The organism is Herbiconiux sp. 320_LB, assembly GCF_059691755.1.
The window spans coordinates 711,399-737,172 of record NZ_JCAWAD010000003.1 but is presented as its reverse complement, the minus strand read 5'-3'; the positions used below and the strand labels follow the sequence as shown (position 1 = coordinate 737,172).

At 70.1% G+C, this 25,774-nt stretch carries 26 protein-coding genes and 1 riboswitch; of the genes, 10 read left to right on the top strand and 16 right to left on the bottom strand.

Annotated features, from left to right (window positions below; translation table 11 throughout):
- The 4 genes from AC59HU_RS11310 to AC59HU_RS11295 form a co-directional block, all read left to right on the top strand.
- The coding region (locus AC59HU_RS11310) for a mannosyltransferase YkcB-related protein (protein ID WP_497223484.1) at window positions 1-584 on the top strand (584 nt) is incomplete at its 5' end.
- Between the two features lie 49 nt (window positions 585-633).
- Window positions 634-1,014: a GntR family transcriptional regulator gene (locus AC59HU_RS11305; RefSeq protein WP_497223483.1), complete on the top strand. Its 381-nt coding sequence runs from the start codon at window positions 634-636 to the stop codon at window positions 1,012-1,014.
- A complete protein-coding gene (locus AC59HU_RS11300) occupies window positions 1,011-1,916 on the top strand; it encodes an ABC transporter ATP-binding protein (RefSeq protein ID WP_497223482.1) in 906 nt (301 codons plus the stop codon). The genes AC59HU_RS11305 and AC59HU_RS11300 overlap by 4 nt, the downstream gene beginning before the upstream one ends.
- Window positions 1,913-2,710: a hypothetical protein gene (locus tag AC59HU_RS11295; protein WP_497223481.1), complete on the top strand. Its 798-nt coding sequence runs from the start codon at window positions 1,913-1,915 to the stop codon at window positions 2,708-2,710. Before AC59HU_RS11300 ends, AC59HU_RS11295 begins: the two co-directional genes overlap by 4 nt.
- A gap of 7 nt (window positions 2,711-2,717) precedes the next feature.
- Here AC59HU_RS11295 and AC59HU_RS11290 read toward each other — a convergent pair whose 3' ends face one another.
- Together AC59HU_RS11290 and AC59HU_RS11285 are read right to left on the bottom strand one after the other, a co-directional pair.
- The gene (locus AC59HU_RS11290) at window positions 2,718-4,577 is read right to left on the bottom strand and encodes an ABC transporter ATP-binding protein (protein WP_497223480.1); all 1,860 of its coding nucleotides are present in this window, start codon (window positions 4,575-4,577) and stop codon (window positions 2,718-2,720) included.
- 73 nt (window positions 4,578-4,650) lie between these two features.
- Window positions 4,651-6,054, bottom strand: a complete 1,404-nt coding sequence (locus AC59HU_RS11285) for an MFS transporter (RefSeq protein ID WP_497223479.1) — start codon at window positions 6,052-6,054, stop codon at window positions 4,651-4,653.
- 177 nt (window positions 6,055-6,231) lie between these two features.
- Here AC59HU_RS11285 and AC59HU_RS11280 point away from each other — a divergent pair, with 177 nt between their 5' ends.
- Window positions 6,232-7,044, top strand: a complete 813-nt coding sequence (locus AC59HU_RS11280; RefSeq protein WP_497223478.1) for a ribokinase — start codon at window positions 6,232-6,234, stop codon at window positions 7,042-7,044.
- An 83-nt stretch (window positions 7,045-7,127) separates the two neighbouring features.
- On the opposite strand, the gene ribH is transcribed toward AC59HU_RS11280, so the two are convergent.
- From ribH to AC59HU_RS11255, 5 genes are all read right to left on the bottom strand, one after another.
- Window positions 7,128-7,607, bottom strand: coding sequence for a 6,7-dimethyl-8-ribityllumazine synthase (ribH, locus tag AC59HU_RS11275; RefSeq protein WP_497223477.1), 480 nt, complete (start codon window positions 7,605-7,607; stop codon window positions 7,128-7,130).
- A 79-nt stretch (window positions 7,608-7,686) separates the two neighbouring features.
- The gene (gene ribA / locus AC59HU_RS11270; protein ID WP_497223476.1) at window positions 7,687-9,018 is read right to left on the bottom strand and encodes a GTP cyclohydrolase II; all 1,332 of its coding nucleotides are present in this window, start codon (window positions 9,016-9,018) and stop codon (window positions 7,687-7,689) included.
- The gene (locus AC59HU_RS11265; RefSeq protein WP_497223475.1) at window positions 9,015-9,614 is read right to left on the bottom strand and encodes a riboflavin synthase; all 600 of its coding nucleotides are present in this window, start codon (window positions 9,612-9,614) and stop codon (window positions 9,015-9,017) included. The genes ribA and AC59HU_RS11265 overlap by 4 nt, the downstream gene beginning before the upstream one ends.
- Before the next feature lie 5 nt (window positions 9,615-9,619).
- Entirely contained in the window at window positions 9,620-10,687 is a 1,068-nt protein-coding gene (ribD, locus tag AC59HU_RS11260) for a bifunctional diaminohydroxyphosphoribosylaminopyrimidine deaminase/5-amino-6-(5-phosphoribosylamino)uracil reductase RibD (RefSeq protein WP_497223474.1), read from the bottom strand.
- 94 nt (window positions 10,688-10,781) lie between these two features.
- Window positions 10,782-10,921, bottom strand: a riboswitch (FMN riboswitch).
- A 58-nt stretch (window positions 10,922-10,979) separates the two neighbouring features.
- Window positions 10,980-11,729: a polyprenol monophosphomannose synthase gene (locus AC59HU_RS11255; protein ID WP_497223473.1), complete on the bottom strand. Its 750-nt coding sequence runs from the start codon at window positions 11,727-11,729 to the stop codon at window positions 10,980-10,982.
- Between the two features lie 152 nt (window positions 11,730-11,881).
- Here AC59HU_RS11255 and AC59HU_RS11250 point away from each other — a divergent pair, with 152 nt between their 5' ends.
- Window positions 11,882-12,373, top strand: a complete 492-nt coding sequence (locus AC59HU_RS11250; RefSeq protein ID WP_497223472.1) for a GtrA family protein — start codon at window positions 11,882-11,884, stop codon at window positions 12,371-12,373.
- On the opposite strand, the gene AC59HU_RS11245 is transcribed toward AC59HU_RS11250, so the two are convergent.
- Window positions 12,337-12,762 (bottom strand): RbsD/FucU family protein, encoded by a 426-nt coding sequence (locus AC59HU_RS11245; RefSeq protein ID WP_497223471.1) that lies wholly within the window; start codon window positions 12,760-12,762, stop codon window positions 12,337-12,339. The two genes, AC59HU_RS11250 and AC59HU_RS11245, sit on opposite strands and share 37 nt — an antisense overlap.
- 79 nt (window positions 12,763-12,841) lie before the next feature.
- Between AC59HU_RS11245 and AC59HU_RS11240 the strand changes: the two genes are divergently transcribed.
- Complete coding sequence (locus AC59HU_RS11240; protein ID WP_497223470.1) at window positions 12,842-13,954, top strand: FUSC family protein; 1,113 nt, start codon at window positions 12,842-12,844, stop codon at window positions 13,952-13,954.
- Between the two features lie 10 nt (window positions 13,955-13,964).
- On the opposite strand, the gene trpS is transcribed toward AC59HU_RS11240, so the two are convergent.
- The 8 genes from trpS to AC59HU_RS11200 all read right to left on the bottom strand — a co-directional run bounded on the left by trpS (window position 13,965) and on the right by AC59HU_RS11200 (window position 22,151).
- Window positions 13,965-14,978 carry a tryptophan--tRNA ligase gene (gene trpS, locus AC59HU_RS11235; protein ID WP_497223469.1) on the bottom strand — a complete coding sequence of 338 codons (1,014 nt, stop codon included), beginning with the start codon at window positions 14,976-14,978 and terminating at the stop codon, window positions 13,965-13,967.
- Window positions 14,979-15,061: 83 nt separating this feature from the next.
- Window positions 15,062-15,898 (bottom strand): exodeoxyribonuclease III, encoded by an 837-nt coding sequence (locus AC59HU_RS11230; RefSeq protein ID WP_497223468.1) that lies wholly within the window; start codon window positions 15,896-15,898, stop codon window positions 15,062-15,064.
- Window positions 15,899-15,979: 81 nt separating this feature from the next.
- A complete protein-coding gene (locus AC59HU_RS11225) occupies window positions 15,980-17,173 on the bottom strand; it encodes a YhjD/YihY/BrkB family envelope integrity protein (protein ID WP_497223467.1) in 1,194 nt (397 codons plus the stop codon).
- Between the two features lie 148 nt (window positions 17,174-17,321).
- Window positions 17,322-18,086, bottom strand: coding sequence for a succinate dehydrogenase iron-sulfur subunit (locus tag AC59HU_RS11220; protein ID WP_497223506.1), 765 nt, complete (start codon window positions 18,084-18,086; stop codon window positions 17,322-17,324).
- A gap of 5 nt (window positions 18,087-18,091) precedes the next feature.
- Window positions 18,092-19,891: a succinate dehydrogenase flavoprotein subunit gene (gene sdhA, locus AC59HU_RS11215; protein ID WP_497223466.1), complete on the bottom strand. Its 1,800-nt coding sequence runs from the start codon at window positions 19,889-19,891 to the stop codon at window positions 18,092-18,094.
- A 41-nt stretch (window positions 19,892-19,932) separates the two neighbouring features.
- On the bottom strand, window positions 19,933-20,385 hold the full coding sequence (locus AC59HU_RS11210; protein WP_497223465.1) for a succinate dehydrogenase hydrophobic membrane anchor subunit: 453 nt from the start codon (window positions 20,383-20,385) through the stop codon (window positions 19,933-19,935).
- Window positions 20,385-20,798 (bottom strand): succinate dehydrogenase, cytochrome b556 subunit, encoded by a 414-nt coding sequence (sdhC, locus tag AC59HU_RS11205; protein ID WP_084361606.1) that lies wholly within the window; start codon window positions 20,796-20,798, stop codon window positions 20,385-20,387. The genes AC59HU_RS11210 and sdhC overlap by 1 nt, the downstream gene beginning before the upstream one ends.
- Before the next feature lie 198 nt (window positions 20,799-20,996).
- Entirely contained in the window at window positions 20,997-22,151 is a 1,155-nt protein-coding gene (locus AC59HU_RS11200; protein WP_497223464.1) for a glycosyltransferase family 4 protein, read from the bottom strand.
- Window positions 22,152-22,294: 143 nt separating this feature from the next.
- Between AC59HU_RS11200 and AC59HU_RS11195 the strand changes: the two genes are divergently transcribed.
- The 3 genes from AC59HU_RS11195 (at window position 22,295) to AC59HU_RS11185 (ending at window position 25,768) form a co-directional block, all read left to right on the top strand.
- On the top strand, window positions 22,295-23,416 hold the full coding sequence (locus AC59HU_RS11195) for a mannose-1-phosphate guanylyltransferase (RefSeq protein WP_497223463.1): 1,122 nt from the start codon (window positions 22,295-22,297) through the stop codon (window positions 23,414-23,416).
- Between the two features lie 3 nt (window positions 23,417-23,419).
- Window positions 23,420-24,505 (top strand): BMP family lipoprotein, encoded by a 1,086-nt coding sequence (locus AC59HU_RS11190; protein WP_497223462.1) that lies wholly within the window; start codon window positions 23,420-23,422, stop codon window positions 24,503-24,505.
- A gap of 177 nt (window positions 24,506-24,682) precedes the next feature.
- The gene (locus tag AC59HU_RS11185; RefSeq protein ID WP_497223461.1) at window positions 24,683-25,768 is read left to right on the top strand and encodes a BMP family lipoprotein; all 1,086 of its coding nucleotides are present in this window, start codon (window positions 24,683-24,685) and stop codon (window positions 25,766-25,768) included.
- The last annotated feature ends 6 nt before the right edge of the window (window positions 25,769-25,774 follow it).

Genomic DNA, 25,774 nt, shown 5'->3' with positions numbered 1-25,774 from the left:
ACGAGTGTCTCGTGGGCTCGGAGATGGGTAGAAGAGACGGTGGCGGCGCGACCGCCGGTGGCGCAACCGGAGCGGGCCGCGGGTCGCTGCCCGCCGCGCCGAACGGGGCGGCGCAGGGCGGCTCCCTGCCCGACGGCGCGACCGACCAGGCGGTCCTCGCCTACGTGCAGGCCAACCGCGGCGGCGCCCGGTACCTCGTCGCCACCTTCGGCGCCCAGTCCGCCGCCGGCTACATCACCGCGACCGACGGCGACGCCGTGCTGCCGATCGGCGGCTTCAGCGGCGCCGACCCCGCGCCCTCCTTCGACGCCTTCACCGCGCTGGTCTCCTCGGGCGAGCTCCGGTACGTGCTGGTCTCCAGCACCGGGGGCTTCGGAGGCGGCTTCGGCGGCGGAGGCGGCGGCGGGGCAGGCGCCGGCGGCACCGGTGCGACCGGCGCGTCCGGCGCGACCGGCGCAACCGGCGGCGCAGCCGTACAGGCCCCCACGATCGCCACCGGCGACGTCGCCGCCATCCGCTCGTTGGTCACCGCGAACTGCACCCCCGTCGACTCGGTGACCTACCTCTACGACTGCGCTCCGTAGAAAATCCTTGACACCGTTCGCCCCACCTGGTTGGTTAGTTACATGAGTAATGAACCAACCAGGTGGGTCGACCGTGGATGACTCGCGGCCGATCTTCGTTCAGATCGCCGAGTTGATCGAGAACGACGTCCTGGCCGGCGCTCTGCCCGAAGAGAGCCAGGTTCCCTCGACGAACGAGTTCGCGGCCTTCCACCGCATCAACCCGGCGACCGCCGGCAAGGGCGTGAACCTGCTCGTCGACGAGGGGATCCTCTACAAGAGAAGAGGCATCGGCATGTTCGTCGCAACGGGGGCGCGTGAGCGCCTGGTCTCGAAGAGGCGCCAGCAGTTCCAGAACCAGTACGTCCGGCCACTCGTCACGGAGGCCGAGAAGCTCGGCATCTCCCGTGCCGCGCTGGTCGACATGATCCGAGAGGAGGACGACGCATGACCGCCGTCGTCGAGGCCCGTGGCCTCACCAAGCGCTACCGCACCGTCACCGCCGTCGACCAGGTCGACCTGACGATCGAGGAGAACACGATCTACGGCCTCCTCGGCCGCAACGGCGCGGGCAAGACCACCCTGATGCAGCTGCTCACCGGGCAGGAGTTCGCCGGCTCCGGCAGCATCCGCGTCTTCGGGGAGGACCCGGTCGAGAACGCCCGCGTGCTCAGCCGGATCAGCTTCATCAAGGAGAGCCAGAAGTACCCGGACGACTTCACCGCCAAGCACGTGCTCGCGAGCGCCCCGTGGTTCTTCCCGGAGTGGGACGCCGAGTTCGCCGCCCGCCTGGTCGACGACTTCCGGCTGCCGCTGAAGCGCCGCATCAAGAAGCTCTCGCGCGGGCAGCTCTCGGCCATCGGCGTCATCACCGGGCTGGCGTCGCGCGCACCGCTGACCTTCTTCGACGAGCCCTACCTCGGGCTGGATGCGGTGGCCCGGCAGACCTTCTACGACCGCCTCCTCGAGGACTACGCGGCGCATCCGCGCACCGTGGTGCTCTCGACCCACCTGATCGACGAGGTCGGCGACCTGCTCGAGCACGTGATCGTGATCGACGACGGCGCCATCGTGATCGACGAGGATGCGGAGAGCCTCCGCGGGTCGGCCAGCACCGTCGCCGGCACCGCCGCCGCGGTCGACGCCTTCACCGCCGGGCGCGAGGTGCTGCACAGCGAGCGGCTGGGCGGCCTGGCCTCGGCCACCGTCGGGCGGCTGAGCGCCGCCGAGCGGGCCGAGGCGGTCTCGGCAGGGCTCGAGATCGGACCGGTGTCGCTGCAACAGCTCGTGGTGCGGATCACCGCGGGCACCGTCCCCGCATCCCCCTCGATCGAACAGGAGCAGAGCGCATGACCGCCTACAGCCCGCCCACGACCGTCGCGGCGACCCACGTCGCCGACGCACCCCGCCGGCCCCACCGCATCCTCGCTGTGGCGCGGTTGCAGGTGATGAACCGGATGAGCGTGTTCGGGGTGCCGTGGCTCATCCTCGCCTTCATCTTCCTGGTCAACCTGGTGATCTGGTGGATCATCTTCCAGTCGGTGGCCGACCCCGCCGATCGGGCCGACGCCCTCGAGGGTCTGCAGTACTCGGGCGCCTCGTTCTACTTCTTCGTCTACATGCTCGTGCTCGGAGTGCTCTCGATGGCGCAGTACTTCCCGCTCGCGCTGGGGCTCAGTGCGACCCGGCGGGAGTTCTGGCTCGGCAGCTCCCTGGTGTTCGTGGCGCTCTCGGTGCTCTACGGCATCGCCTTCACGGTGCTCGCGACGATCGAGCGGGCCACCGAGGGGTGGGGCTTCGGCGGCCGCATGTTCACCGTGGTCTACTTCGGCGGCTGGGATGCGCCCTGGTACGCCCGGCTCGGGCTGTTCACCGCGGCGTTCCTGTTCTTCTTCTTCGTCGGAGCCGCGATCGCCACGATCTACCAGCGGTGGCGGGTGAACGGGATGCTCGTCTTCTTCGCGACCCTCGGTGTCGTGCTCGTGGGCGCGGCAGTGCTGATCACCCTGGCGTCGGGCTGGCCGGCGGTCGGCGCGTGGTTCGTCACGAACGGGGCGGCGGGGGTCGTGGCCTGGGGCCTCATCCCCACCGCGCTCGCGGCGCTCACCGGCTACCTCGTCCTCCGCCGGGCCACCCCCCGAGGCTGAAAGACGGTCACACCAGGAGCTGGTGCTTCGCCAGGTCGCGGTAGAGGGGCGTCGAGACCACGAGCTCGGAGTGGGTCCCCACCCCGACCACCCGGCCGTGGTCGACCACGACGATCTGGTCGGAGTCGACCACGGTCGAGAGCCGGTGCGCGATCACGATCAGCGACCGGTTCTCGGCCACGGCGTCGATGGCGCCGCGCAGCATCTGCTCGTTGAGGCCGTCCAGCGACGAGGTCGACTCGTCCAGCAGCAGCACCGGGGGAGCGGCCAGGAGCGCCCGCGCGATCGCGAGCCGCTGGCGCTCGCCGCCGGAGAGCATCACACCGTCCTCGCCGACCGCGGCATCCAGCCCCTCGGCCGAGCGCGAGAGCACCTCGCCGAGGTTGACGGCGTGCAGCACCTCGATGCACTCCTCGTCGGTGGCGTCGGGGCTCGCCAGCAGCAGGTTCTGGCGGATGCTGCCGGCCAGCACCGGTGCATCCTGCTCGACGTAGCCGATCTGCGAGCGGAGCTCGGTGCGCGACAACCGCCGCACGTCGACCCCGCCGAAGCGCACCGCGCCCGAGGTGGGGTCGTAGAAGCGCTCGATCAGCGCCAGGATCGTGCTCTTGCCGGCGCCGGAGGGCCCGACGATCGCGGTGCGCTTGCCCCGCGGGGCGGCGAAGCTCACACCGTGCAGCACGCCGGTCGAGACCTCCTCCTCCGGTGCGTCCTGAAGACCCGAGTCGCCCGCCTTCCGCACCTCGTCGTAGGCGAAGTGCACGTCGACGAACTCGACCGCGGGGGCCTCGGGCGACGCGGAGCCGGCGACCGAGCGGGCCGCGATCTCCCGGTCGTCCTGACCCTCGACCGGCAGGTCGATGATCTCCTGGATGCGGCCGAGCGCCCCCAGCGCCTGGTTCACCGAGTTGAGGGCGCCGAAGGCCTGCCCGAGCGGCATGATCATCATGAACAGGAACAGGATGAACGACACCAGGCTCGCGATCGTGATCGCGCCGGACGCGACGCGGAAGCCGCCCACGCCGAGGACGACCAGGAGCGACACCTGCAGGGCGATGCCCGCGATCGGCACGACGAGGGCCGAGATCTTGGCGACCTTGACGCCCGCCTCCCAGGCGCCCTGCGCATCCTTCTCGACCGTCGCGGTCTCGCGCTCGGTGGCGTTGGCGGCGCGCACGGTGCGGATGGCGCTGATCGAGCGCTCGACGGCGGCGGCCAGGTCGCCGACCTTCTCCTGCTGCTGACGGCTCGCGGTGCGCACCCGGCCCGAGATGAGCACCACGGTCACCACCGAGACGGCGATCACGAGCACGGTCAGCCCGAGCAGCACCGGGTCGATGATGAGCATCGCGACCAGCGCGCCGAAGAAGACCAGCGATCCGCCGATCGCGTCGACGAGCCCCTGGGTGATGACCGCGTACAGCAGCGTCGTGTCCGACCCGACGCGCGAGACGAGGTCGCCGGTGCGGCGGGTGTCGAACTGGCTGATCGGCAGGCGCAGCATCCGGTAGACCAGCTGGCGGCGGGCCGAGAGCACGACGCTGGTGCCGGTGCGCTGCAGCAGGTAGTGCTGGAAGCCGCTGATCACGCCGGAGACGACGACCAGGGCGACCAGCGCCCAGACCAGCATGTCCAGCGGCCGGCCGGCCTGGACCACGGTGATGACCTGGCTGACCAGCAGCGGCTGGGCGAGGCTCGCGGCCGCGCCGAGGATGCTGAGCACCACGACGACCCCGAGCACCTTCTTGTGCTCGAACAGGAACGGCAGCAGCTGGCGGAACTTCGCCCGCGGTCCCTCGTCGGTCTTCCGGCCGCGCGCGAACGGGCTCCGCGATCGCGGGGGTGCTGACGTCGTCGAACTGGACATGCTCTTCTTTCTGGAAACGCCGGAGGGCGAGCGGATCGCATCCGCTCGCCCTCCAGGATAAGTCCCGCGCCTGTCAGCTCAGCCGGTCGGCGAAGTCGACGTCGTCGGCCTTCTCCGGCTTGCTGATCAGCAGCGCCGTCAGGGTGATCAGCGCCATCAGCGACAGGTAGTTGCCCACCAGCGCCGTGCTGCCGTTCGCCGCCTGCCAGAGGGCCACCGCGATGAACGGGGCGACGGCCGCGCCGAGGATCGAGGCGACGTTGTAGCTGATCGCCGATCCGGTGTACCGCACGTTCGCCGGGAAGAGTTCGGGCAGCTCGGAGCCCATCGGCCCGAAGGTGAGCCCCATCAGGGTGAAGCCGATGATCAGCAGCGCCATGACGCCCACGAAGCCCCCGGCGAACAGCGGCACGAAGAGCAGGCCGAACGCGGCGATGCCGACCGTCGTCCAGATCAGCGCGTTGCGGCGCCCGACCTTCTCGGCCAGCGGGCCGGAGACCAGCGTGAAGATCCCGAAGAACACGCAGCCGACCACGAGCATGATCAGGAAGTCGTTGCGGCCGTAGCCGAGCCCCGGCACGAAGGTCGAGGGGTCGAAGGCCTTGCCCGCCTTGGTGGCGGCGGCCTGCGCGGCCTCGACCGAGGAGGCGGTGGTGCCGAAGGTGAGGGTGAACGTGGTCATCAGGTAGAAGAGCACGTAGGTGGCCAGCATGATGAAGGTGCCGAGGATCAGCGGGCGCCAGCTGGTCTTGAACACGCGCGCCAGCGGCAGCTTCGCCACCTCGCCCTTCTCGACGACCTTCTGGAACGCGGGCGTCTCGACCAGGCGCACCCGCACGTAGAGGCCGACGATCACGAGCACGGCCGAGACCAGGAACGGCACCCGCCAGCCCCAGGCGAGGAAGGCGTCGGAGGCGAGGGTGGTGCTCAGGATGAGGAACACGACGTTCGCGATGATGAAGCCGATCGGCGCGCCCAGCTGCGGGAAGGTGCCGTAGATCGAGCGCTTGCCCTTCGGCGCGTTCTCGGTCGCAAGGAGCGCCGCACCCGACCACTCGCCGCCGAGGCCGAGACCCTGGCAGAAGCGCAGCAGCACCAGGAACCCGGGGGCGAGGATCTCCCAGCCGGGCGTCAGACCCGTCGGCAGGCAGCCGATCAGCACCGTCGCGATGCCCATCGTGAGCAGCGAGGCCACGAGGGTGCGTTTGCGCCCGATCCGGTCGCCGAAGTGGCCGAACAGGATGCTGCCCACCGGCCGCGCGACGAAGGCGACTCCGAAGACCGCGAACGACTGCAGCAGCGAGATCGTCGGGTCGGAGTTCGCGAAGAACAGGGAGGGGAAGACCAGGACGGCGGCCGTCGCGTAGACGTAGAAGTCGTAGAACTCGATCGAGGTACCGATCAGGCTCGCGAGGATCACCCGGCTGCGGGTGTTGGCCGGCGCCGCCGGGGGCGCGTCGAGGACAGAGGAGGACATGGCGTCTCGTGCTTTCAGGAAGGAGGAGTCGAGGGACGGGTGCCTCAGAGGAAGGGGCGACGACACCGGTCGGGCGTCGTCGCGGGCACCGGTGTCAGCGTAAGGGCGAGGGTCGCTCGCGAACGCCTAGTTTACGCGCACCGTAGGATGCTGAGGGACGTTTTCGAAGGAGTGCACGTGGGTACCGTTGTCGTGGTCGGTTCGTTGAACATCGATTCCGTGGTGGCGGTCGAACGCCATCCGTCGCCGGGGGAGACCCTGATGGGCGGGGATCTGGTGAAGCACTTCGGCGGCAAGGGCGCCAACCAGGCGGTCGCCGCGGCCCGGGCGGGAGCCCGCGTCGGCTTCGTCGGGCGGGTCGGCGACGATCCGGACGGCGACGCGTACCTGCGCCGCCTGCAGGCCTACGGGGTCGACACCACGCACATCGCGCGCACGACCGGCGTCGCGACCGGGCACGCCGCCATCGCGGTGGATGCGCGGGGCGAGAACACGATCATCGTCTCGCCGGGCGCGAACGGGCGGGTGACCGTCGCCGACCTGGCGTCGCTCAACTCGCTGCAGCCGGGCGACGTGCTGCTCGGCTCGCTCGAGGTCGACACCGACGTGATCGCCGAGGCCACCCGGATCGCGGCGGCCCGCGGCGCCCGCGTGGTGCTGAACCTCGCGCCCTTCGCTCCGCTCCCCGGAGACGTGCTCGACCTGGCCGACCCCGTCGTGGTCAACGAGCACGAGAACGAGCAGCTCGCGGCCGACGGTCTCTCGCCCCGATCGGTGCTCGTCACGCTCGGCGGGGCGGGCTCGCGCTGGGGCGAGCACGTCGTGCCCGCCGGTGCGGTGGCCGAGGTGATCGACACGACCGGTGCGGGCGACTGCTACTGCGGCACCCTCGCCGCGGGCCTCGCCGCCGGGCTGAGCGACGCCGACGCGATGCAGGCTGCCTCGACCGCGGCCGCGCAGTCGGTGGGCTGGGTCGGCGCTCAGCCCTGACCGGCGGTGCCGGCGGTGGCGTCGAGCGGCCGGCTCGCCCTGACCGGCGGCGCTCAGCCCGACCGGCGGTGCCGGCGGCCGGCTCAGCCCTGCCGGATCGCCCGCAGCGTGACGGCGGTGGCGACGGCGGCCTGAGCCGCCTCGCGGCCCTTGTCCTCCTTCGACCCCGGAAGGCCGGCGCGGTCGAGCCCCTGCTGCTCGTCCTCGAGCGTGAGCACGCCGAAGCCGACCGGCTTGCCGGTGAGGATGCTGACCTGCGTGAGGCCAGAGGTGGCCGCATCCGACACGTACTCGAAGTGCGGGGTGCCGCCGCGGATGATGACGCCCAGCGCGACCACCGCGTCGGCCCCGGACTCCAAGGCGGCCTTCGACACGACGGGCAGCTCGAAGCTGCCTGAGACGCGCACGAGCGTGCTGGTGGCGCCGGTCTCGTCGAGCGCGGCCTGTGCGCCCGCAATCAGCCCGTCGGTGATCTCGGTGTGCCAGGTTCCGGCGACGATGGTGATGTTCAGGCCCGTGCCGTCGAGGTCGACGTCCAGGGCGGGGGCTCCGGCTCCGCTCATGGCGTGTCCGTCCTTCCGTGGTGGGTGGTTCGGGGTGGGGTGCGGGGTGGATGCGACGCGGCGGCCGGCCGGTGGCCCGTCAGTGGCCCGTGGGCAGCACGTGCCCCATCCGGTCGCGCTTGGTGTCGAGGTACTGCTCGTTGAACTCGGTGACGCCGACCACGAGCGGCACGCGCTCGGCGACGTCGATGCCGTGCTCCTCGAGCTGACGCACCTTCTCGGGGTTGTTGGTGAGCAGGCGGATGGCCGGCACGTCGAGGTCGTTCAGGATCGCGACGGCCGCTCCGTAGTCGCGCGCGTCGGCCGGGAGGCCCAGCGCGACGTTGGCGTCGAGGGTGTCGAGGCCGTCCTCCTGCAGCCGGTAGGCGCGCAGCTTGTTGATCAGGCCGATCCCGCGCCCCTCGTGGCCGCGCAGGTAGACGACGACGCCGCCGTGCTCGGCGATCAGGTCGAGCGCGGTGTCCAGCTGCGGCCCGCACTCGCACTTGAGCGACCCGAAGGCCTCGCCGGTCAGGCACTCCGAGTGCACACGCACCAGGGGCGCGACCGCGGTGCCGTCGGGGCCCGCCGCGTGCAGGTCGCCGGAGAGGATCGCGACGTGGTCGGCACCGGTCTCCAGGTCGCGGTAGGCGCGCATCCGCAGCGGCCCGTGCGTGGTCGGCACCGTGGTCTCGACCTCGAACTGCACCCGAGGATTCGTGCCGCCGGGCACCGAGGCGGTCTGGGCGGCCGCGAGCTGGGCCGCATCCAGGGGCGGGGCGTCGGCCACGGTCGCCTCGACCGCGAGGCCGGCGGCCGCGTCCTGCTCGTCGAGCCACTCGATCAGGAGCGGGATGGTCGTGATCGGGAGACCGTCGCGAGCGGCGACGCGCTGGAGGTCGTCCATCCGCATCGCGGAGCCGTCGTCGGCGATCATCTCGCCGATCACGCCGACCGGGGGCAGCCCCGCCGCCTGCATGAGCTCGACGGCGGCTTCGGTGTGACCGGCCCGGCGACGGACCCCGCCGTCGACGGCCCGCAGCGGGATGACGTGGCCGGGGCGGATGAGGGAGGCCGGCGTCGAGTCGGGGTCTGCCAGCACGGTGAGTGTGCGCGCGCGGTCGTGCGCGTCGATGCCGGTGGTCACGCCCGAGGCGGCGTCGACCGTGATCGTGTAGGCGGTGCGCCGGGTGTCCTCGCTGTGCACGACCATCGGCGGCAGGGCCAGGCGGTCGGCGAGCTCGGCGGGCATGGGCGCGCAGAGGTAGCCGGAGGTGTTGCGCACCATCCAGGCGATCCACTCGGTGCTCGCGAGCGAGGCGGCCATGATCGCGTCGCCCTCGTTCTCGCGGTCGGCGGCGTCCGAGACGAGCACGGGCCGCCCGGAGCGGAGCGCCTCGAGCACCTCGGGGATGGGGGAGAAGGTGGTCATGATCCGCTCCTCAGGCTGAGCAGCCGTTCGACGTGGCGGGCGAGGATGTCGGTCTCGAGGTTCACCCGGTCGCCGGGGGCCAGGGTGCCGAGCGTGGTCGCGGTCAGCGTTTCGGGGATCAGCGAGACCTCGAACCAGTCGTCGCCGACGTCGGAGACCGTGAGGGAGACGCCGGAGACCGAGATGGACCCCTTGTCGACCACCAGGGGCGCGAGCTCGGGATCGAGGGAGAAGCGCAGCACGCTCCAGGCCTCGCCCGGGGTGACGGAGAGCACCGTGCCCGTGCCGTCCACGTGCCCCTGCACGATGTGGCCGCCGAGCCGGTCGCCCACCCGGGCGGCGCGCTCGAGATTGACGCGGTCGCCGACGGCGAGCCCGCCGATCGTGCTCATGACGAGGGTCTGCCGCATCACGTCGGCGGTGAAGGTGTCGTCGGTCCGCCCGACCACGGTGAGGCAGACGCCGGAGACGGCGATCGAGTCGCCGTGCCGCGCGTCGCTGACCGCGAGCGGGGCGCGCACGGTGATCACGGCCGCATCCGCGGTCTCGGTGAGGGCGATGACCTCGCCCTGCTCTTCGATGATTCCGGTGAACATCGGTTCTACTCCTTCGAGGGGGCGACGGATGCCGCCCGGCCTGGGACGGCCTCGTCGCGCGGCCGGGCGATGATCCGGAGATCCTCCCCGAGCCGGTCGAGGCGATGGATGTCGAGACGCCGCTGATCCTGGATCCGGTCGACCCCGAGATCGGTGATCGCGAGCCGGGGCCCACCGATCAGGGTCGGTGCGACGTAGACCAGCACCTCGTCGGCGAGACCGGCGGCGAGGAACGCGCTGGCGAGGGTCGGGCCGCCCTCGACGAAGACCGAGCGCACCTCGTCGCGGTACAGCTCGTCGAGCGCGGAGGCCAGGTCGTGGGTGGCGAGGTGACGCAGGGGCACCGGATGCGCGTGGAGGCGCGCCCCGGCCGGCACGGTGCGCTCGCCGATCACGACCGGGGCGGGCTGGTGCGGGAACAGGGCGTCGCCGTCGCGCGCGGTGAGCGAGGGGTCGTCGGCGAGCACCGTGCCGGTGCCGACGGCGACGACATCGGCCTCGGAGCGGCGGAGGTGCACGTCGGCGCGCGCCTCGGGCCCGGTGATCCAGCGGCTCGAGCCGTCGGAGGCCGCGGCCCGGCCGTCGAGGCTCGAGGCCCACTTGACGGTCACGTAGGGGCGGCCCCGTCGCACCGCGGTGAGCCAGGGGCGGATGGCCTCCTCGACCGCGTCGGCCTCGAGACCCTGCTCGACGTCGATGCCGGCCCCGCGCATCCGTTCGCCGCCGCCGGCGGAACGTGCCCCGGGGTCGGCGACGGCGTAGACCACGCGGGCAACGCCCGCTTCGATCAGGGCCACGCTGCACGGCCCGGTGCGGCCGAGGTGGTTGCAGGGTTCGAGGGTGACGACGGCCGTGGCGCCCCGGGCGGTGCCGCCGGCGGCCGTCAGTGCGGCGAGGGCCTCGATCTCCGCGTGGGGAGTGCCGGCGCCGTGGTGCCAGCCCTCGGCGAGCAGCTCGCCGTCGGGGGAGAGGAGGAGGCAGCCGACCTGCGGATTGACGCCGGATCGGGGGCCGCGGAGGGCGAGCTCGAGCGCGCGACGCATGGCGTCGGTCTCGTTCAGCACTGCGTTCATCCGGTCCTCGTCCTTCGACGGTCTCCGGGGTGCGCAGGGAAGTGCCGATGGGATCGCTCGCGCGACACCACCCGTGCATCCTCCCATCCGGACTCGACCCGGTCTTTCGACCGGACCATCACCGTCGGTTCCGGAATTCCACCGGATCAACCTCGGACGCCCTGCACGCAGGGCCTCGTCAGTTCGCGGACTGTCACCGCCGGTTCAGATTCTCACTGACCCCGGAGCACGTTACTGATCTCTCAGTTATACCTCAACGAGGTGAGCGCCTCGATATTCCTTGCGGAATGCGTCAGCGGCGGGCGGGCAGCGCGAGCCGCTCGGGCGCCTTGCCCACCAGGCTCGACAGGCCCCACCCGGTGACCTTGAGGAGGGCCTCGATCACGATGCCGGTCGACATCTTCGACACGCCCTCGGCGCGCTCGACGAAGGTGATCGGGAACTCGCCGATCTTGGCGCCCGAGCGCTCGAACAGCCAGGCCATCTCGACCTGGAAGCCGTAGCCCTGGGAGTCGACCACGTTCATGTCGAGCGCCCGCAGCGACTCGGCGCGGAAGCCGCGGTAGCCGCTGGTGAGGTCGTGCAGCTTCGAGCGGAGCATCAGCCGGGAGTAGAAGGTGCCGGTGCGCGAGATCGCCTTGCGGTACCAGGGCCAGTTCACGATCACGCCGCCCGGGATCCAGCGCGCGCCGATGGCCATGTCGCAGCCGTCGGCCAGCAGGGCCTGCAGGCGGGGCAGTTCTTCGGGCTGGTGCGAGCCGTCGGCGTCCATCTCGACGATGAAGTCGTAGCCGTGCTCGAGCGCCCAGCGGAAGCCGGCGCCGTAGGCGGCACCGAGCCCGTTCTTCTCGGTGCGGTGGATGACATTGATCCGCTCGTCGTCGGCCGCCATCCGGTCGACCAGGTCGCCGGTGCCGTCGGGCGAGTTGTCGTCGACGATGAGAACGTTCGCCGCGGCGTCCGTGTTCAGGATGCGTTCGATCACGCTCGAGATCGAGCCGATCTCGTTGTAGGTCGGTATCACGACGACGGTTTTCGCCACAGTTTCCTCTATCATTCAATGGCCGCGAGAGTGAGCGCCGGGGGAAATCGTATCGTTGCTTTCTGGTCTGGCTCCCCACCAACGCTCAGCATTGCCTCGCAAGATTCGAAAGTCCCCAGCTCAACGCATCGGTCGGAAACGGTAGTCCTTCTATGAGCAGTGCTCCCGCACCGAGGTCGCGCATCCGCGTCCTCGCCACGGAGTTCATCCGGTTCGGCCTGATCGGGGGCATCGGATTCGTGGTCGATTTCGGGGTGTTCAACCTCCTCCGCACCACGGTGATGGACCCGGAGAACATGCACGGCGGGCCGGTGATCGCGAAGCTGATCTCGACGGCGCTCGCCATCCTGGTCAACTGGCTCGGCAACCGGTTCTGGACCTTCCGCGACCGCCGCCGGCACGACGTGCTGCGCGAGAGCATCGAGTTCTTCGCCGTCAGCATCGCCGGGATGGGGATCGGGCTCGCCTGCCTCTGGGTCTCGCACTACGTGCTCGGCTACAAGTCGCTGCTGGCCGACAACATCTCCGGCAACGTGATCGGGCTGATCCTGGGCGCCGCGTTCCGGTTCGTGCTCTACCGGGTGTGGGTGTTCGGGCCGCACCGGGTTCAGACGACGCCCTTGGTCAAGACGAAGACGCAGTAGGGCGCGGTCTCCAGCGTCTGCACCACAGCGAAGGCGCGGGCTGCCCGGGCGTAGAGGTCGAATCGGGGCACGACCTCGAAGTCGGCTACATGCGGGTTCGTCGCCGTCGCCACGTCGAGCACCGCGCGCTGGGTGTCGTTCTCGGCCTCCGGGTCGTCGCCGATCTGCATCCGGGCGAGCGGCTGGTCGACGAAGGTGTCGAGGGGGAAGACGCTGAGCAGGGCCTCGATGGTCCGGACGACGCCGGACTCGCCCATCCAGAGCACCGGCCGGCCCCCGGCGTGTGAGGGAAAGTTGCGGTCGGCCAGCACCAGCTCGTCGCCGTGGCCCATCAGGTCGAGGATGCGGAGCACCTCGCCGTTCAGCAGCGGATCGATCCCTTTGAGCACGTCATCCTCCTCGATGCGGTCGGCCGGGCCGGGTTCGTCGGGCCGGTCCAGCGGGCGGATTCAGCCTACTGTGGAGAGGGTGAGGTCGAACGAGAGCGCCCGGTCGCGGCTGAGGGATGCCGCCAGGGCGACGCTCGCGCCGGCCCGGGCCTTCCAGGCCCAGCAGCGCACGCCGCTGCTGCAGGTGCTGAAGACCGCCGCGGCGTCGGTGATCGCCTGGATCGTCTGCTCGTTCATCGCTCCGGGGCAGGTGCCGGTCTTCGGCGCGATCGCGGCCATCATCGTCGTGCAGCCGAGCGTGAACCAGTCGTTCAGCCGGGCCATCGAGCGGTCGATCGGGGTGATCGTCGGGGTGGTCGTGGCCTACCTCGCCGCCCTGGTCTTCGGGGCTCCGAGCTGGCTGGTGCTCGCCGCGATCGTGGTGTCGCTGCTGGTGGGCTGGGCGCTGCGGTTCCCGCAGTCCTCGACCGTGCAGATCCCGATCAGCGCGATGCTCGTGCTCTCGATCGGGGCCCAGACCCCGGGTTACGCGGTCGAGCGGATCATCGAGACCGTCATCGGCGCGATCATCGGGGTGGTCGTCAACTGGCTGATCGTGCCGCCGGTGGCGCTGCAGCCGGCGCACGACGCGGTCAACGCACTCGGCCGCGAGGTCGCGCGCACGATGGAGGCGCTGGCGACGGTGCTGAGCGAGCCCACCGACGAGTCGTTCCGCACCGGGATGCTCGTCGAGGCCCGGCTGCTGCGCCCGATGCAGGCGAAGTCGCAGGGCCTCCTGGATGCGGCCGAGGAGAGCCTGCGGTTCAACCCCCGGCGCACCGGGCACCGCGACCTGCTGACGGCCGACCTCGACCGGCAGGCGATGCTCGTGATCGTCGTGCAGCGGGTCCTCGGCATGGCCCGGGCGCTGAACGACCACTACGACGACACCCTGCACCGTGAGCCGACGGCGATGGGCATCGCGGATCAGCTGCGGCGCGCGGCGCACGACCTCCGGCTGGTGCTGGCCGACGGGGGCGGGGCGACCGCTGCGGCTGCGGCTGCCGAGGCCGTCGCCGACGAGCCCGCACTGACTGCGCCGCTCAAGGCGATCGTGCCCGACCCGACCCACTGGATCCTGATCGGGTCGCTGATGGAAGACCTGCGGCGCGTGCGCGAGGAGATCGTGGGAGCGATCGACGAGGTGCGCTGATGCGCCCGGGTCAGCGCACCCGGCGGAGGAAGCCCACGCGGTCGTAGACCGTGTCGAGCGTCTGCTGGGCCACCGCGTTCGCGCGGTCGGCGTTGACACCGAGGATGCGGTCGAGCTCGCCTGGGTCGTCGAGCAGCTCGAGGGTGCGCTCGCGGATCGGCTCGAGGGTGCCGACGACGACCTCGGCGAGGGCCTTCTTGAGGGCGCCGTAGCCTCCGCCCGCGAACTCCTCGACCACGGAGTCGATCGAGCGGTTGTCGAGGATCGCGAAGATCGTCAGCAGGTTCGCCAGCCCCGGCTTCGCCTCGCGGTCGAAGCGCACCTCGCCGTCGGTGTCGGTGACCGCGCGCATGATCTTCTTGGCTGTGACCTTCGGCTCGTCCATCAGCCAGATCAGCCCGGCCTGCGACTCGGCCGACTTCGACATCTTCGACGACGGGTTCTGCAGATCGAAGATCTTCGCGGTGTCTTTGAGGATGTAGGGCTTGGGCACCGTGAAGGTGTCGCCGAAGCGGGCGTTGAACCGCCCCGCGAGGTCGCGCGTGAGCTCGATGTGCTGCCGCTGGTCTTCGCCGACCGGCACGTCGACCGCCTGGTAGAGCAGGATGTCGCCGGCCTGCAGGATCGGGTAGGTGAACAGGCCCACCGAGGCGGCCTCCTGGCCCTGCTTGGCCGCCTTGTCCTTGAACTGGGTCATCCGGGCCGCCTCGCCGAAGCCGGTGAGGGTGTTGAGCACCCAGGCGAGTTCGGCGTGGGCGGGCACCTGCGACTGCACGAAGAGGGTGGAGCGGGACGGATCGATGCCGGCCGCGATGTACTGCGCCGTGGTGCGCCGGGTGTTCGCGCGCAGCTGCTCGGGCTCCTGCGGCACGGTGATCGCGTGCAGGTCGGCCAGGAAGAAGAAGGCGTCGTGGGTCTCCTGCAGCGCCTTCCAGCTGAGGAGGGCGCCGATGTAGTTGCCCAGGTGGAGGGAGTCGGCGGAGGGCTGCATGCCCGAGAGCAGGCGCGGTTTCGGTTCAGTCATGGCATCTCCGAGCGTAGTCGTCGTCTGCGGGCCCGACGAAGTCGGGAGCGGTGCCTGGGGCGGGGCCACGGCCTGTGCGGTGGCTACAGCGCGTAGTCGACGACCACGGGGGCGTGGTCGCTCCAGCGGGCCTCGTGCGAGGCGGCACGGTCGATCGTGTACGAGGTGGCGGTCGCGGCGAGCTCCGCGGTCGCGAGCTGGTAGTCGATCCGCCAGCCGGTGTCGGTGTCGAAGGCGCGGCCGCGCTGCGACCACCAGGTGTACGGGCCTTCGACCTCGCCCTCGAACCGTCGGTGCAGGTCGATCCAGCCCAGGCCTGCGCCCGCGTTGTACTCCGGGTCGTCCTCCGCCCCGATGAAGCGGTCGAAGTACGCGCGCTCGGTGGGCAGGAACCCCGCCTTCTTCTGGTTGCCCCGCCAGTTGCGGATGTCGAGCCGCCGGTGGCCGACGTTCAGGTCGCCCACGACGAGCGAGAGCGGGTTGTGGGCGTGGAGCTTCGGGAGGTGCTCCTCCATCGCATCGAGGAACTTGTACTTCTCGACCTGCTTGGGCGTGCCGTCCTCCCCGGAGTGCACGTAGGTCGAGACGACCGTGACCAGCCGGTCGCCCCACTCGTAGTCGGCCTCGAGCCAGCGGCCGGCGCTGTCGAAGTCGTCGGGGCCGAGGGTGACGCGGTGGATCTTCGCCTTGTCGCGGCTGAGCAACGCGACCCCCGCGCGGCCCTTCGCCGTGGCCGGGTCGTGCAGGATGTTCCACGCGTCGCCGACCAGGGCCTCGATGTCCTCCGTCTGCGCCCGCACCTCCTGCAGGGCGAGGATGTCGACGTCCCGCCCGTCGAGCCAGTCGGCCATCCCGTTGCGGAAGGCGGCACGGATGCCGTTGACGTTGACGGAGGCGACTCTGAGGGGCTTGCTGGGCATGATCCAACAGTAGCGGGGGCCTCCGACACCGGGCCCCTGCGCCGGTGACCACCGGTCTCCGACTCCCTGCCCCGCCGCGGGTCAGTGCTTCTTGGCCAGCTCCACCGCGCGGGCCTCGTCGAGGCGCTCGAGCCGCTCCAGCTTCTTGCGGATCCGCCGGTGCACGAGACCGCTCGTGGTGGCCAGCTCGCTGGTGAGCCGCTCGCGTTCGGCCGACACCAGGGTGTCGCGCGCATCCGCCACCCGCTTCTCGCGCTCGATCTCCTGCTGCTCGGGCGTGAGGGCCCGGGCGTCGAGGCCGGCGTCGTCCATGCCCACGGCGATCCAGGTGGCCGAGATGAGGATGACGCGGCAGACCAGGTTGAGGAAGATCATGATCCCGATGATCACCGCGAACGAGGCCAGCAGCGGGTTGCTCGTCGCTCCTCCGAGCAACTGGCTGCCGAGGATCTTCAGCACTCCGAGCGCGGCGCCGCCGATCGCAGCACCCGCAAGCAGGCGTCGCCGCGGGATCTTGACGCCCGAGAGCACCCGGAAGGCGGCGGCGAGCACGAGCGTGTCGAAGACGAACACGACCACCACGCCGACCAGCCAGCCGACGACGTCGGCGAAGGGGGACTTCGTGTCGATCCCGAGCAGGTCGAAGGCGAGCGAGAGGCCCTGGTTGCTGATCAGGCTGGCCGCCGACGACAGCACGATCGCGACGCCGAAGGCCAGTGCCAGACCGAAGTCCTTGAGCTTCAGCAGGACGGGGTTCGTCTTCGGCGGGTCGAGCTTGAACAGGCGGCGCACCGAGTCGCGCGTCGAGGCCAGCCAGCCGACCGCGGTCAGCACCAGGCCGACCAGGGCGATGGCGCCGGTCCAGCCGAAGACGCGGGCCTCGGCGAGGGCGTCCGGCTTGATCGCACCGTCGTCGCCGATCAGGCCGGGGATGGCGTTGCTGAGCTGATCGACCACGGCGCTCATCAGCTGCGGGTTGCCGGCCAGCACGATGCCGAAGATCGAGAACCCGACCCAGATGCCCGCGAAGATGGCGAACACGGCCTGGAACGACATCCCGGAGGCCATGATCTCGCCGCCGCTGGCGCCGAACCGGAGGAACACCCGCACGGGCTTCAGCGCCATCACCCAGGCGATCAGCTTCTGGATGCCCGTCTTCGGCTTCTCGACCTCGGTCTTCTTCTCGACCTCGATCGTCGGCCTCCCGGCCGCCGTGCTCGCGGTCGTGGCCTTGTCGTCCTTCACGGCGGTGCCGCTGCGCCCCTGATCGCTCATGTCCCGAGCCTAGAACGGACCGCCGCCCCCCGCCCGTCCCCGCCGCACCCGGTGGCCGGGGCAGGGACGGAAACGACGGAGCCTCAGTCCGGGAGGGGACTGAGGCTCCGTCGTCAGCGCCGAGGGCGCGGGCCCAGAGGGGCGGTGCCTACGGCTTGCCGCGCATGATCGCCTGCTTCACCTCGGCGATGGCCTGCGTGACCTGGATGCCGCGGGGGCAGGCATCCGTGCAGTTGAAGGTCGTGCGGCAGCGCCACACGCCCTCCTTGTCGTTCAGGATGTCGAGGCGGGTCTGCGCCGCGTCGTCGCGCGAGTCGAAGATGAAGCGGTGCGCGTTCACGATTGCGGCGGGGCCGAAGTACTGCCCGTCGGTCCAGAACACCGGGCACGAGGAGGTGCACGCGGCGCAGAGGATGCACTTGGTCGTGTCGTCGAAGCGGGCGCGGTCGGCGACCGACTGGATGCGCTCCTTGTCCTTCGGCGGGGCCGAGTTCGACTGCAGGAAGGGCTGCACCTCGCGGAAGGACTCGAAGAACGGGTCCATGTCCACGATCAGGTCCTTCTCCAGCGGCAGACCCTTGATCGCCTCGACGTAGATCGGCTTCGAGATGTCGAGATCCTTGATCAGCGTCTTGCAGGCCAGGCGGTTGCGGCCGTTGATCCGCATCGCGTCCGACCCGCAGATGCCGTGGGCGCACGAGCGACGGAAGGTCAGCGAGCCGTCCTGCTCCCACTTGATCTTGTGCAGGGCGTCGAGGATGCGGTCGGTCGCGAACATCTGCACGTCGAAGTCCTGCCAGCGCGGCTCGGTGTCCGTGTCGGGGTCGAAACGACGGATGATCAGGGTGACGGTGAACGCCTCGACGGGCGCCTCGGGTGCCGGGCCGCCCGCGGGGGCCTCGTCGATAACCATCGACATCAGTACTTCCTCTCCATCGGCTGGTAGCGCGTCACGACGACGGGCTTCCAATCGAGCCGGATGTGGTCGGCGGCGTCGCTCGAGTGGGGGTCACCCGAGAGGTACGCCATCGTGTGCTTCATGTAGGTCTCGTCGTCGCGCTTGGGGTAGTCGTCGCGCATGTGCCCGCCGCGGCTCTCCTGGCGGTTGCGCGCCGAGTAGACGACGACCTCGGCCAGGTCGAGCAGGAAGCCCAGCTCGATCGCCTCGAGCAGGTCGGTGTTGAACCGCTTGCCCTTGTCTTGAACCTGGATGTTGCGGTACCGCTCGCGCAGGCCGTGGATCGTCTTCGTGACCGAGGCGAGCGACTCGTCGGTGCGGAACACCTGGGCGTTCTTGTCCATCTCGTCCTGCAGCTCCTTGCGGATGGCCGCGATGCGCTCGGTACCGGTGCCGGCCCGCAGGGAGGCGACGAGGTCGACGATGGCCTTGGCCGGCTCGGGGGGCAGCGGCGTGAAGTCGACGGTCTGCACGTACTCGGCCGCGTTGTTGCCCGAGCGCTTGCCGAACACGTTGATGTCGAGCAGCGAGTTGGTGCCGAGGCGGTTCGAGCCGTGCACCGACACGCAGGCGCACTCGCCGGCGGCGTAGAGGCCGGGGACGACGGTGTCGTTGTCCGAGAGCACCTCGGCCTTGATGTTGGTCGGGATGCCGCCCATCGCGTAGTGCGCGGTCGGCATCACGGGCACCGGCTCGACGACGGGGTCGACACCGAGGTAGGTGCGGGCGAACTCGGTGATGTCGGGGAGCTTGGTCTCGAGCACCTCGGCGCCCAGGTGCGTGCAGTCCAGCAGCACGTAGTCCTTGTGCGGGCCGGCGCCGCGGCCCTCGGCCACCTCCTGCACCATGCAGCGCGCGACGATGTCACGCGGGGCCAGGTCTTTGATCGTGGGGGCGTAGCGCTCCATGAACCGCTCGCCCGAGGCGTTGCGGAGGATCGCACCCTCGCCGCGCGCTCCCTCGGTGAGGAGGATGCCGAGGCCGGCGAGCCCGGTGGGGTGGAACTGGAAGAACTCCATGTCCTCCAGCGGCAGGCCCTTGCGCCAGATGATCCCGACGCCGTCACCGGTGAGGGTGTGCGCGTTCGAGGTCGTCTTGTAGATCTTGCCGAAGCCGCCGGTCGCGAAGATGACGGCCTTGGCCTGGAAGACGTGGATCTCGCCGGTGGACAGCTCGAACGCGACGACGCCGGAGGGCTTCTTGACCCCGTCGACCTCGGTCATCACCAGGTCGAGCACGTAGTACTCGTTGAAGAAGTTGATGCCGAGCTTCACGCAGTTCTGGAACAGCGTCTGCAGGATCATGTGCCCGGTGCGGTCGGCCGCGTAGCAGGCCCGGCGCACGGGCGCCTTGCCGTGGTCGCGGGTGTGGCCGCCGAAGCGCCGCTGGTCGATCTTGCCCTCGGGGGTGCGGTTGAAGGGCAGACCCATGTTCTCGAGGTCGATGACCGCGTCGATGGCCTCCTTCGCGAGGATCTCGGCGGCATCCTGGTCGACCAGGTAGTCACCGCCCTTGACCGTGTCGAAGGTGTGCCACTCCCAGTTGTCCTCCTCGACGTTCGCGAGGGCGGCGGCCATGCCGCCCTGCGCCGCACCGGTGTGGGAGCGGGTCGGGTAGAGCTTGGAGATGACGGCCGTCTTCGCCTTGGGGCCGGCCTCGATGGCGGCACGCATGCCGGCGCCGCCGGCGCCGACGATCACGATGTCGAACTGGTGGTAGTGCACGCCGTCGATCACGGCACCGTCTTCGAACTGGGTCACGGATTCATTCACGCTGATACTTGGCCTGATCTTGGTAGGGACTACTGGTTGACCGGGCAGAACGACGGCAGCAGATCGGCCGGCGAGCCCGCGGGGCACGGATCGAACGCGAAGATCACGACGGTGCCGAGCACGATCTCGGCCACGACCGAGAACAGGATGGCGCCGAGCAGGATCTTGCGGGTGAGGGGGCGCGTCGCGTAGTCGTTCACGATCGTGCGCATCCCGTTGCCGCCGTGGATGAAGGCGAGCCAGAGCATCAAGAGGTCCCAGACCTGCCAGAACGGGCTCGCCCACTTGCCGGCGACGAACGCGAAGTCGATGCTCTTGATGCCGTCACCCAGCAGCAGGTTCACGATCAGGTGGCCGAAGATGAGGATGATCAGCAGCACGCCCGAGGCGCGCATGTAGATCCAGCCCCACTTCTCCCAGTTCACGCCGCGCTTGCGCGGGACCGAGTAGGGGGCGCGGGGGGAGTCGATCGTCGTCGCCATCAGTGCCCCATCTCGCTGAACACGTTGATCAGGTGACGCGGCGCGAAGCCGAGCATCGCCACGACCCAGAGGCCGATCACGACGTAGAACATCACCCGCTGGTACTTCGCACCCTTCGACCACAGGTCGATCAGGATGATCCGGATCCCGTTGAACGCGTGGAACACGATGGCGGCGACCAACGCGGTCTCGCCGAGCCCCATGATGGGGTTCTTGTAGGTGTCGATCACCGCGTTGTACGCGCCCGGAGCGACGGCCACCATCGAGCTGTCGAGGACGTGGACGAGTAGGAAGAAGAAAATCGCGACGCCGGTGATGCGGTGCAGAACCCACGACCACATGCCTTCACGGCCGCGATAGAGGGTGCCAGCGGGCCGCCTCGGCGTCATCGTCCCTGCCGAATTCTCAGGCATGAACAACCCTCCTTGGCTTCAGTTCGAATCGTGCCGCTCGCACTCTGAGAGGGTGCGGATCCGGTCGACGATCTTCCCCAGTCTATGCTCTGTTCGCCGAGATCGGGGATTAGGCGGGCCTTAGTTGTATACACGGCCCCCTTTCGAGGCGATCCGCAGGATCATGCGGCGGAACGGCTTCTGAATACCCGAATGTATTCAGGAGTGTGAGCCGGCCGGAGTGCGCTTTCGCACGGGGAGGGCGGGAGCGGTCACCGATCCGTAGTGGCCGAGGAGCTCGTCGCAAAGGGTCTCCCACGACTTGCCGAGCACCGCGCGCCGGCCCGCCTCGCCCATCCGGAGCCGTAGCGCGGGGTCGCCCACCAGACCGCCCACGCGCATCCGGAAGTCGTCGGCGTCGTCGGGGTCGAACAGGTAGCCGTCGACGCCGTGCTCGATCAGGTCGAGCGGGCCGCCGACCGCGGGGGCGACCACCGGCAGGCCCGCGGCGTGCGCCTCCTGCAGGGTCTGCCCGAAGGTCTCCTCGGTGCCGGTGTGGGCGAACACGTCGAAGCTCGCGTAGGCGTCGGCGAGGTCGTCGCCGGAGAGGCGGCCGAGGAAGGTCGCCGGCATCCCGCGCAGGAGCCCGCGCAGGTGGTCGTCGCTCGGGCCCTCGCCGACGACGGCGAGATGGATGCCGGGCATCCCGTGCAGGGCGCGCAGGCGCTCGAGCCCCTTCTCGGGGGCGAGCCGACCGACGTAGCCGACGACCGTGTCGGCGCCGCCGCGGGACAACAGGGTGCGCAGCGCCTGGGCGGTCGGCCGCGCCCGGTGGTTGGGGTGGTACCGGGCCAGGTCGACCCCGCGACCCCAGAGCCGGATGCGGTCGACCCCGGCCCGCTCGAGGTCGAGCCGCGAGGCCTGGGAGGGGGCGAGCGTGAGGTCGGCGCCGTCGTGGATCCACTTGACGAAGCGCCAGGCCAGCCGCGACGCGGAGCCCAGCCGGTTGCGGCGGGCGTACCCGGCGACGTCGGTCTGGAAGACCGCCACCGACGGGATGCCGAGCCGGTTCGCCGCGGCGATGCCCTGGGCACCCAGCATGAAGGGGGAGGCCGCGTGCAGCACGTCCGGCTGGAACCGCGCGATCAGGCGGGCGACCTGGGCGTTCGGGATGCCGACGGGGAACTGGCGGTAGGCCACCGCCGGCACCTGGTGCACGCGGAAACCGCGGTAGTGCGTCGGCGACCCGGCGGCCGGGGCGATCACGATCGCCTCGTGCCCGTGGTCGGCCAGGTGGTCGAGCACCTTGCAGACGCTGTTGGTGACTCCGTTGACGGTGGGTAGGAAACTCTCGCTGATGATCGCTACGCGCATGACGTGCCTCCGCAGTCGCCGTGCGGCCTCATCCGGCCACGTCTCCGACGGTAGGCAGGGGAGGTGGACCGACGGTGTCGGCGAGGTGGCGCGACGGTGAGCGTCTCATGTCGGCGTCGCACGCGCTCGCTAGGCTGTGCCCTATGAATTCCACCCCCTCCGCGCTCGAGCGGTTCTACAGCGTCATCCCCGCCGGGGGAATCGGGTCGCGGCTCTGGCCGCTCTCGCGGGCCGACGCGCCGAAGTTCCTGCACGACCTCAGCGGCTCCGGCCAGAGCCTGCTCCGCGACACCTGGGAGCGTCTCGCGCCCATCTCGGGCGAGCAGCGGATCATGGTCGTCACCGGGCGGGCGCACCGCGCCGCGGTCGAGGAGCAGCTGCCGAACCTCGACGACCACAACGTGGTGCTCGAGAGCGAGCCGCGCGACTCGACGGCCGCGATCGCGCTGGCCGCCGCCATCCTCGAACGCCGTCAGCCGGGCGTGATCATCGGCTCCTTCGCGGCCGACCACGTCATCGCGAACCCCGACCGCTTCCGCGCCGCCGTGGCCCAGGCCGTCCTCGTCGCCGACTCCGGGTACATCGCCACGATCGGCATCACGCCGACGGATGCGGCGGTCGGCTTCGGCTACATCCGCTGCGCCGAGCCGCTGGCCGTCGACGGCGCCCCGTCGGCGCTCAAGGTCACCAACTTCGTCGAGAAGCCCGACCTGGCCACCGCCAAGCGCTACGTCTCGGCGGGCAACTACCTCTGGAACGCGGGCATGTTCATCACGCGGGCCGACAAGCTGCTCGAGCAGCTCGGCGCCTCCGAGCCCGAGCTGCTGGCCGGGATCAACGAGCTCGCCGACGCCTGGGACACCCCGCAGCGCGGCGAGGTCGTCGACAAGGTGTGGCCGACGCTGAAGAAGATCGCGATCGACTACTCGGTCGCCGAGCCGGCCGCGGCCGCCGGGGCGCTCGCCGTCATCCCGGGTGACTTCGACTGGGACGACGTGGGCGACTTCGCCTCGATCGCGAAGCTGCACAGCGCCGGCCGGGGCTCCGAGCTCGCCATCCTGGGCAAGAACGCGCGCGTGCTCGCCGACTCGTCCTCGGGCATCGTCGTGTCGCAGTCCAAGCGCGTGATCAGCCTGATCGGCGTGCATGACATCGTCGTGGTCGACACCCCGGATGCGCTGCTGGTGACCACCAGCGAGCACGCCCAGCGGGTCAAGTCGGTCGTCGACGCCTTGCGCGCCGGCGGCTCCGGGGATGTGCTGTAGGCCATGACGACCTCCACGACCTTCCGCCTGCTGCGCACCGGCGCCGTGCTCGGCGCCCTGGCCCTCCTGGTCGCCGGCTGCGCCGAGGCGCCCTCGACCTCCACCGGCACCGACTCCGCCACCTCGGCCGCGGGCGATTACTGCGCCCGCATGGTCACGAACTCCGGGGGTCTCGACGACCGGTCGTTCAACCAGTCGAGCTGGGAGGGTCTGGAGAAGGCCCAGTCGGAGTTCGGCATCGACGCGCAGGTGCTCGTCTCCACCAACGAGACCGACCTGGCGCCGAACGTCTCCCAGGCGGTCGACAGCGGATGCGGCTTCGTGCTCACGGTGGGCTACGAGCTCGCCGACGCCACGCTCGCCGAGGCGGGCAGCAACCCGGAGACGCACTTCGCGATCGTCGACGAGACCGTCGAGGCCCCGAACGTCAAGCCGATCCTCTTCGACACCGCCCAGGCCTCCTACCTGGCCGGGTACCTGGCGGCCGGGGTGACCAAGACCGGCAAGGTCGCGACCTTCGGCGGCGGCAACCAGCCCCCGGTGACGCTGTTCATGGACGGCTTCGTCGACGGCGTCGCGAAGTACAACGAGGTGCACGGCACCCAGGTGCAGGCCCTCGGCTGGGACAAGCAGGCCCAGGACGGCGTGTTCACCGGCGACTTCGAGGACATCAACAAGGGCAAGACGGTCACGCAGAGCTTCATCGACCAGGGCGTGGACATCATCCTGCCGGTCGCGGGCCAGGTCGGCGAAGGCGCGGCCGCGGCAGCGCTCGAGAACTCGGGCGTCTCGATCATCTGGGTCGACAACGACGGGTACGACACCCTGCCGGCCGAGTACAAGCCGCTGCTCCTGACCAGCGTGATGAAGAACACCGGCGACGCGGTCGTCGAGATCGTCGGAGCCGACCTCGGCGGCGACTTCTCGCCCGAGCCCTTCGTGGGCACGCTCGGCAACGGGGGAGTGGCGCTCGCGCCCTTCCACGACCAGGAGTCGAAGGTCTCCGCGGAGCTCAGCGGCGAGATCGCCGACCTGTCCTCGCAGATCACCGCGGGCTCGATCACAGTGCAGTCGCCGAGCACTCCCTGACCTCGCCGTTCCAGGCCCGCGTGCTGGACATTTCGCGCAGATTACGGGGTGGTCGCGGCTTTGTAACGCTTCCGACCCGATGCCGCGCATCCTCTGTCGCGCGGCGTAACTTTCGGTAACGTGTTCACTCACACAGCCCCTGCGCTCCTGAGGCAGGGCAGCATCTTGGAGGACATCTTGAGCATCAACCTGCGCCGCGCCAGCGTGGCCGGCTTCGCCACCCTGGGCGTCGTCGCCCTTCTCGCCGGATGCGCGTCCGCTCCGTCGGACACCGCGTCCACCGGCACCGCTGCTGCGGCCGGCGGCGACTTCATCCCCTGCATGGTCTCGGACTCGGGCGGATTCGACGACAAGTCGTTCAACCAGGCCGGCTACGAGGGCATCAACGAGGCCGCCGACGCCCTCGGTGTCAAGGCCGTCACCGTCGAGTCCTCGGCCGACACCGACTTCGCGCCGAACATCGACAACCTGATCTCGCAGGACTGCAACCTGATCATCTCGGTCGGCTTCCTCCTCGCCGACGCGACCAAGGCCGCGGCCGAGGCCAACCCCGAGACCAGCTTCTCGATCATCGACGACTCGTCGATCGACCTGCCGAACGTCAAGCCGATCGTCTTCGACACCGCCCAGGCCGCGTTCCTGGCCGGCTACGCCGCCGCCAGCTACAGCACCTCCGGCACCGTCGGCACCTTCGGCGGCATGCAGATCCCGTCGGTCACCATCTTCATGGACGGCTTCGTCGACGGCGTCAACTACTACAACCAGGAGAAGGGCAAGAGCGTCAAGGCCATCGGCTGGGACGTCGCTGCTCAGACCGGTTCGTTCACCGGTGGCTTCGCCGCCGGCGTCGAGGCCAAGTCGGCCGCGCAGACCCTGATCGACCAGGGCGCCGACGTCATCCTCCCCGTGGGCGGGCCGATCTTCCTCTCCGCCGGTGAGGCCGTTCGCGACTCGGGCAAGAACATCGCCCTCGTGGGTGTCGACTCCGACAACTACGAGACCGCTCCCGACCTCAAGGACCTCTTCCTCACCTCGGTGCTGAAGGGCGTCAAGGCCGGTGTGGTCGACGTGACCGACACCGCCGCAGACGGCAAGTTCGACGCCACCCCGTTCGTGGGCACGCTCGAGAACGACGGCGTGGGCATCGCCCCGTTCCACGACTTCGAGAGCAAGGTCTCGCCCGACCTGCAGGGTGAGCTCGACAAGATCACCTCGGGAATCAAGGACGGCAGCATCAAGGTCGAGTCGCCCTCGACCCCGTAACACCCG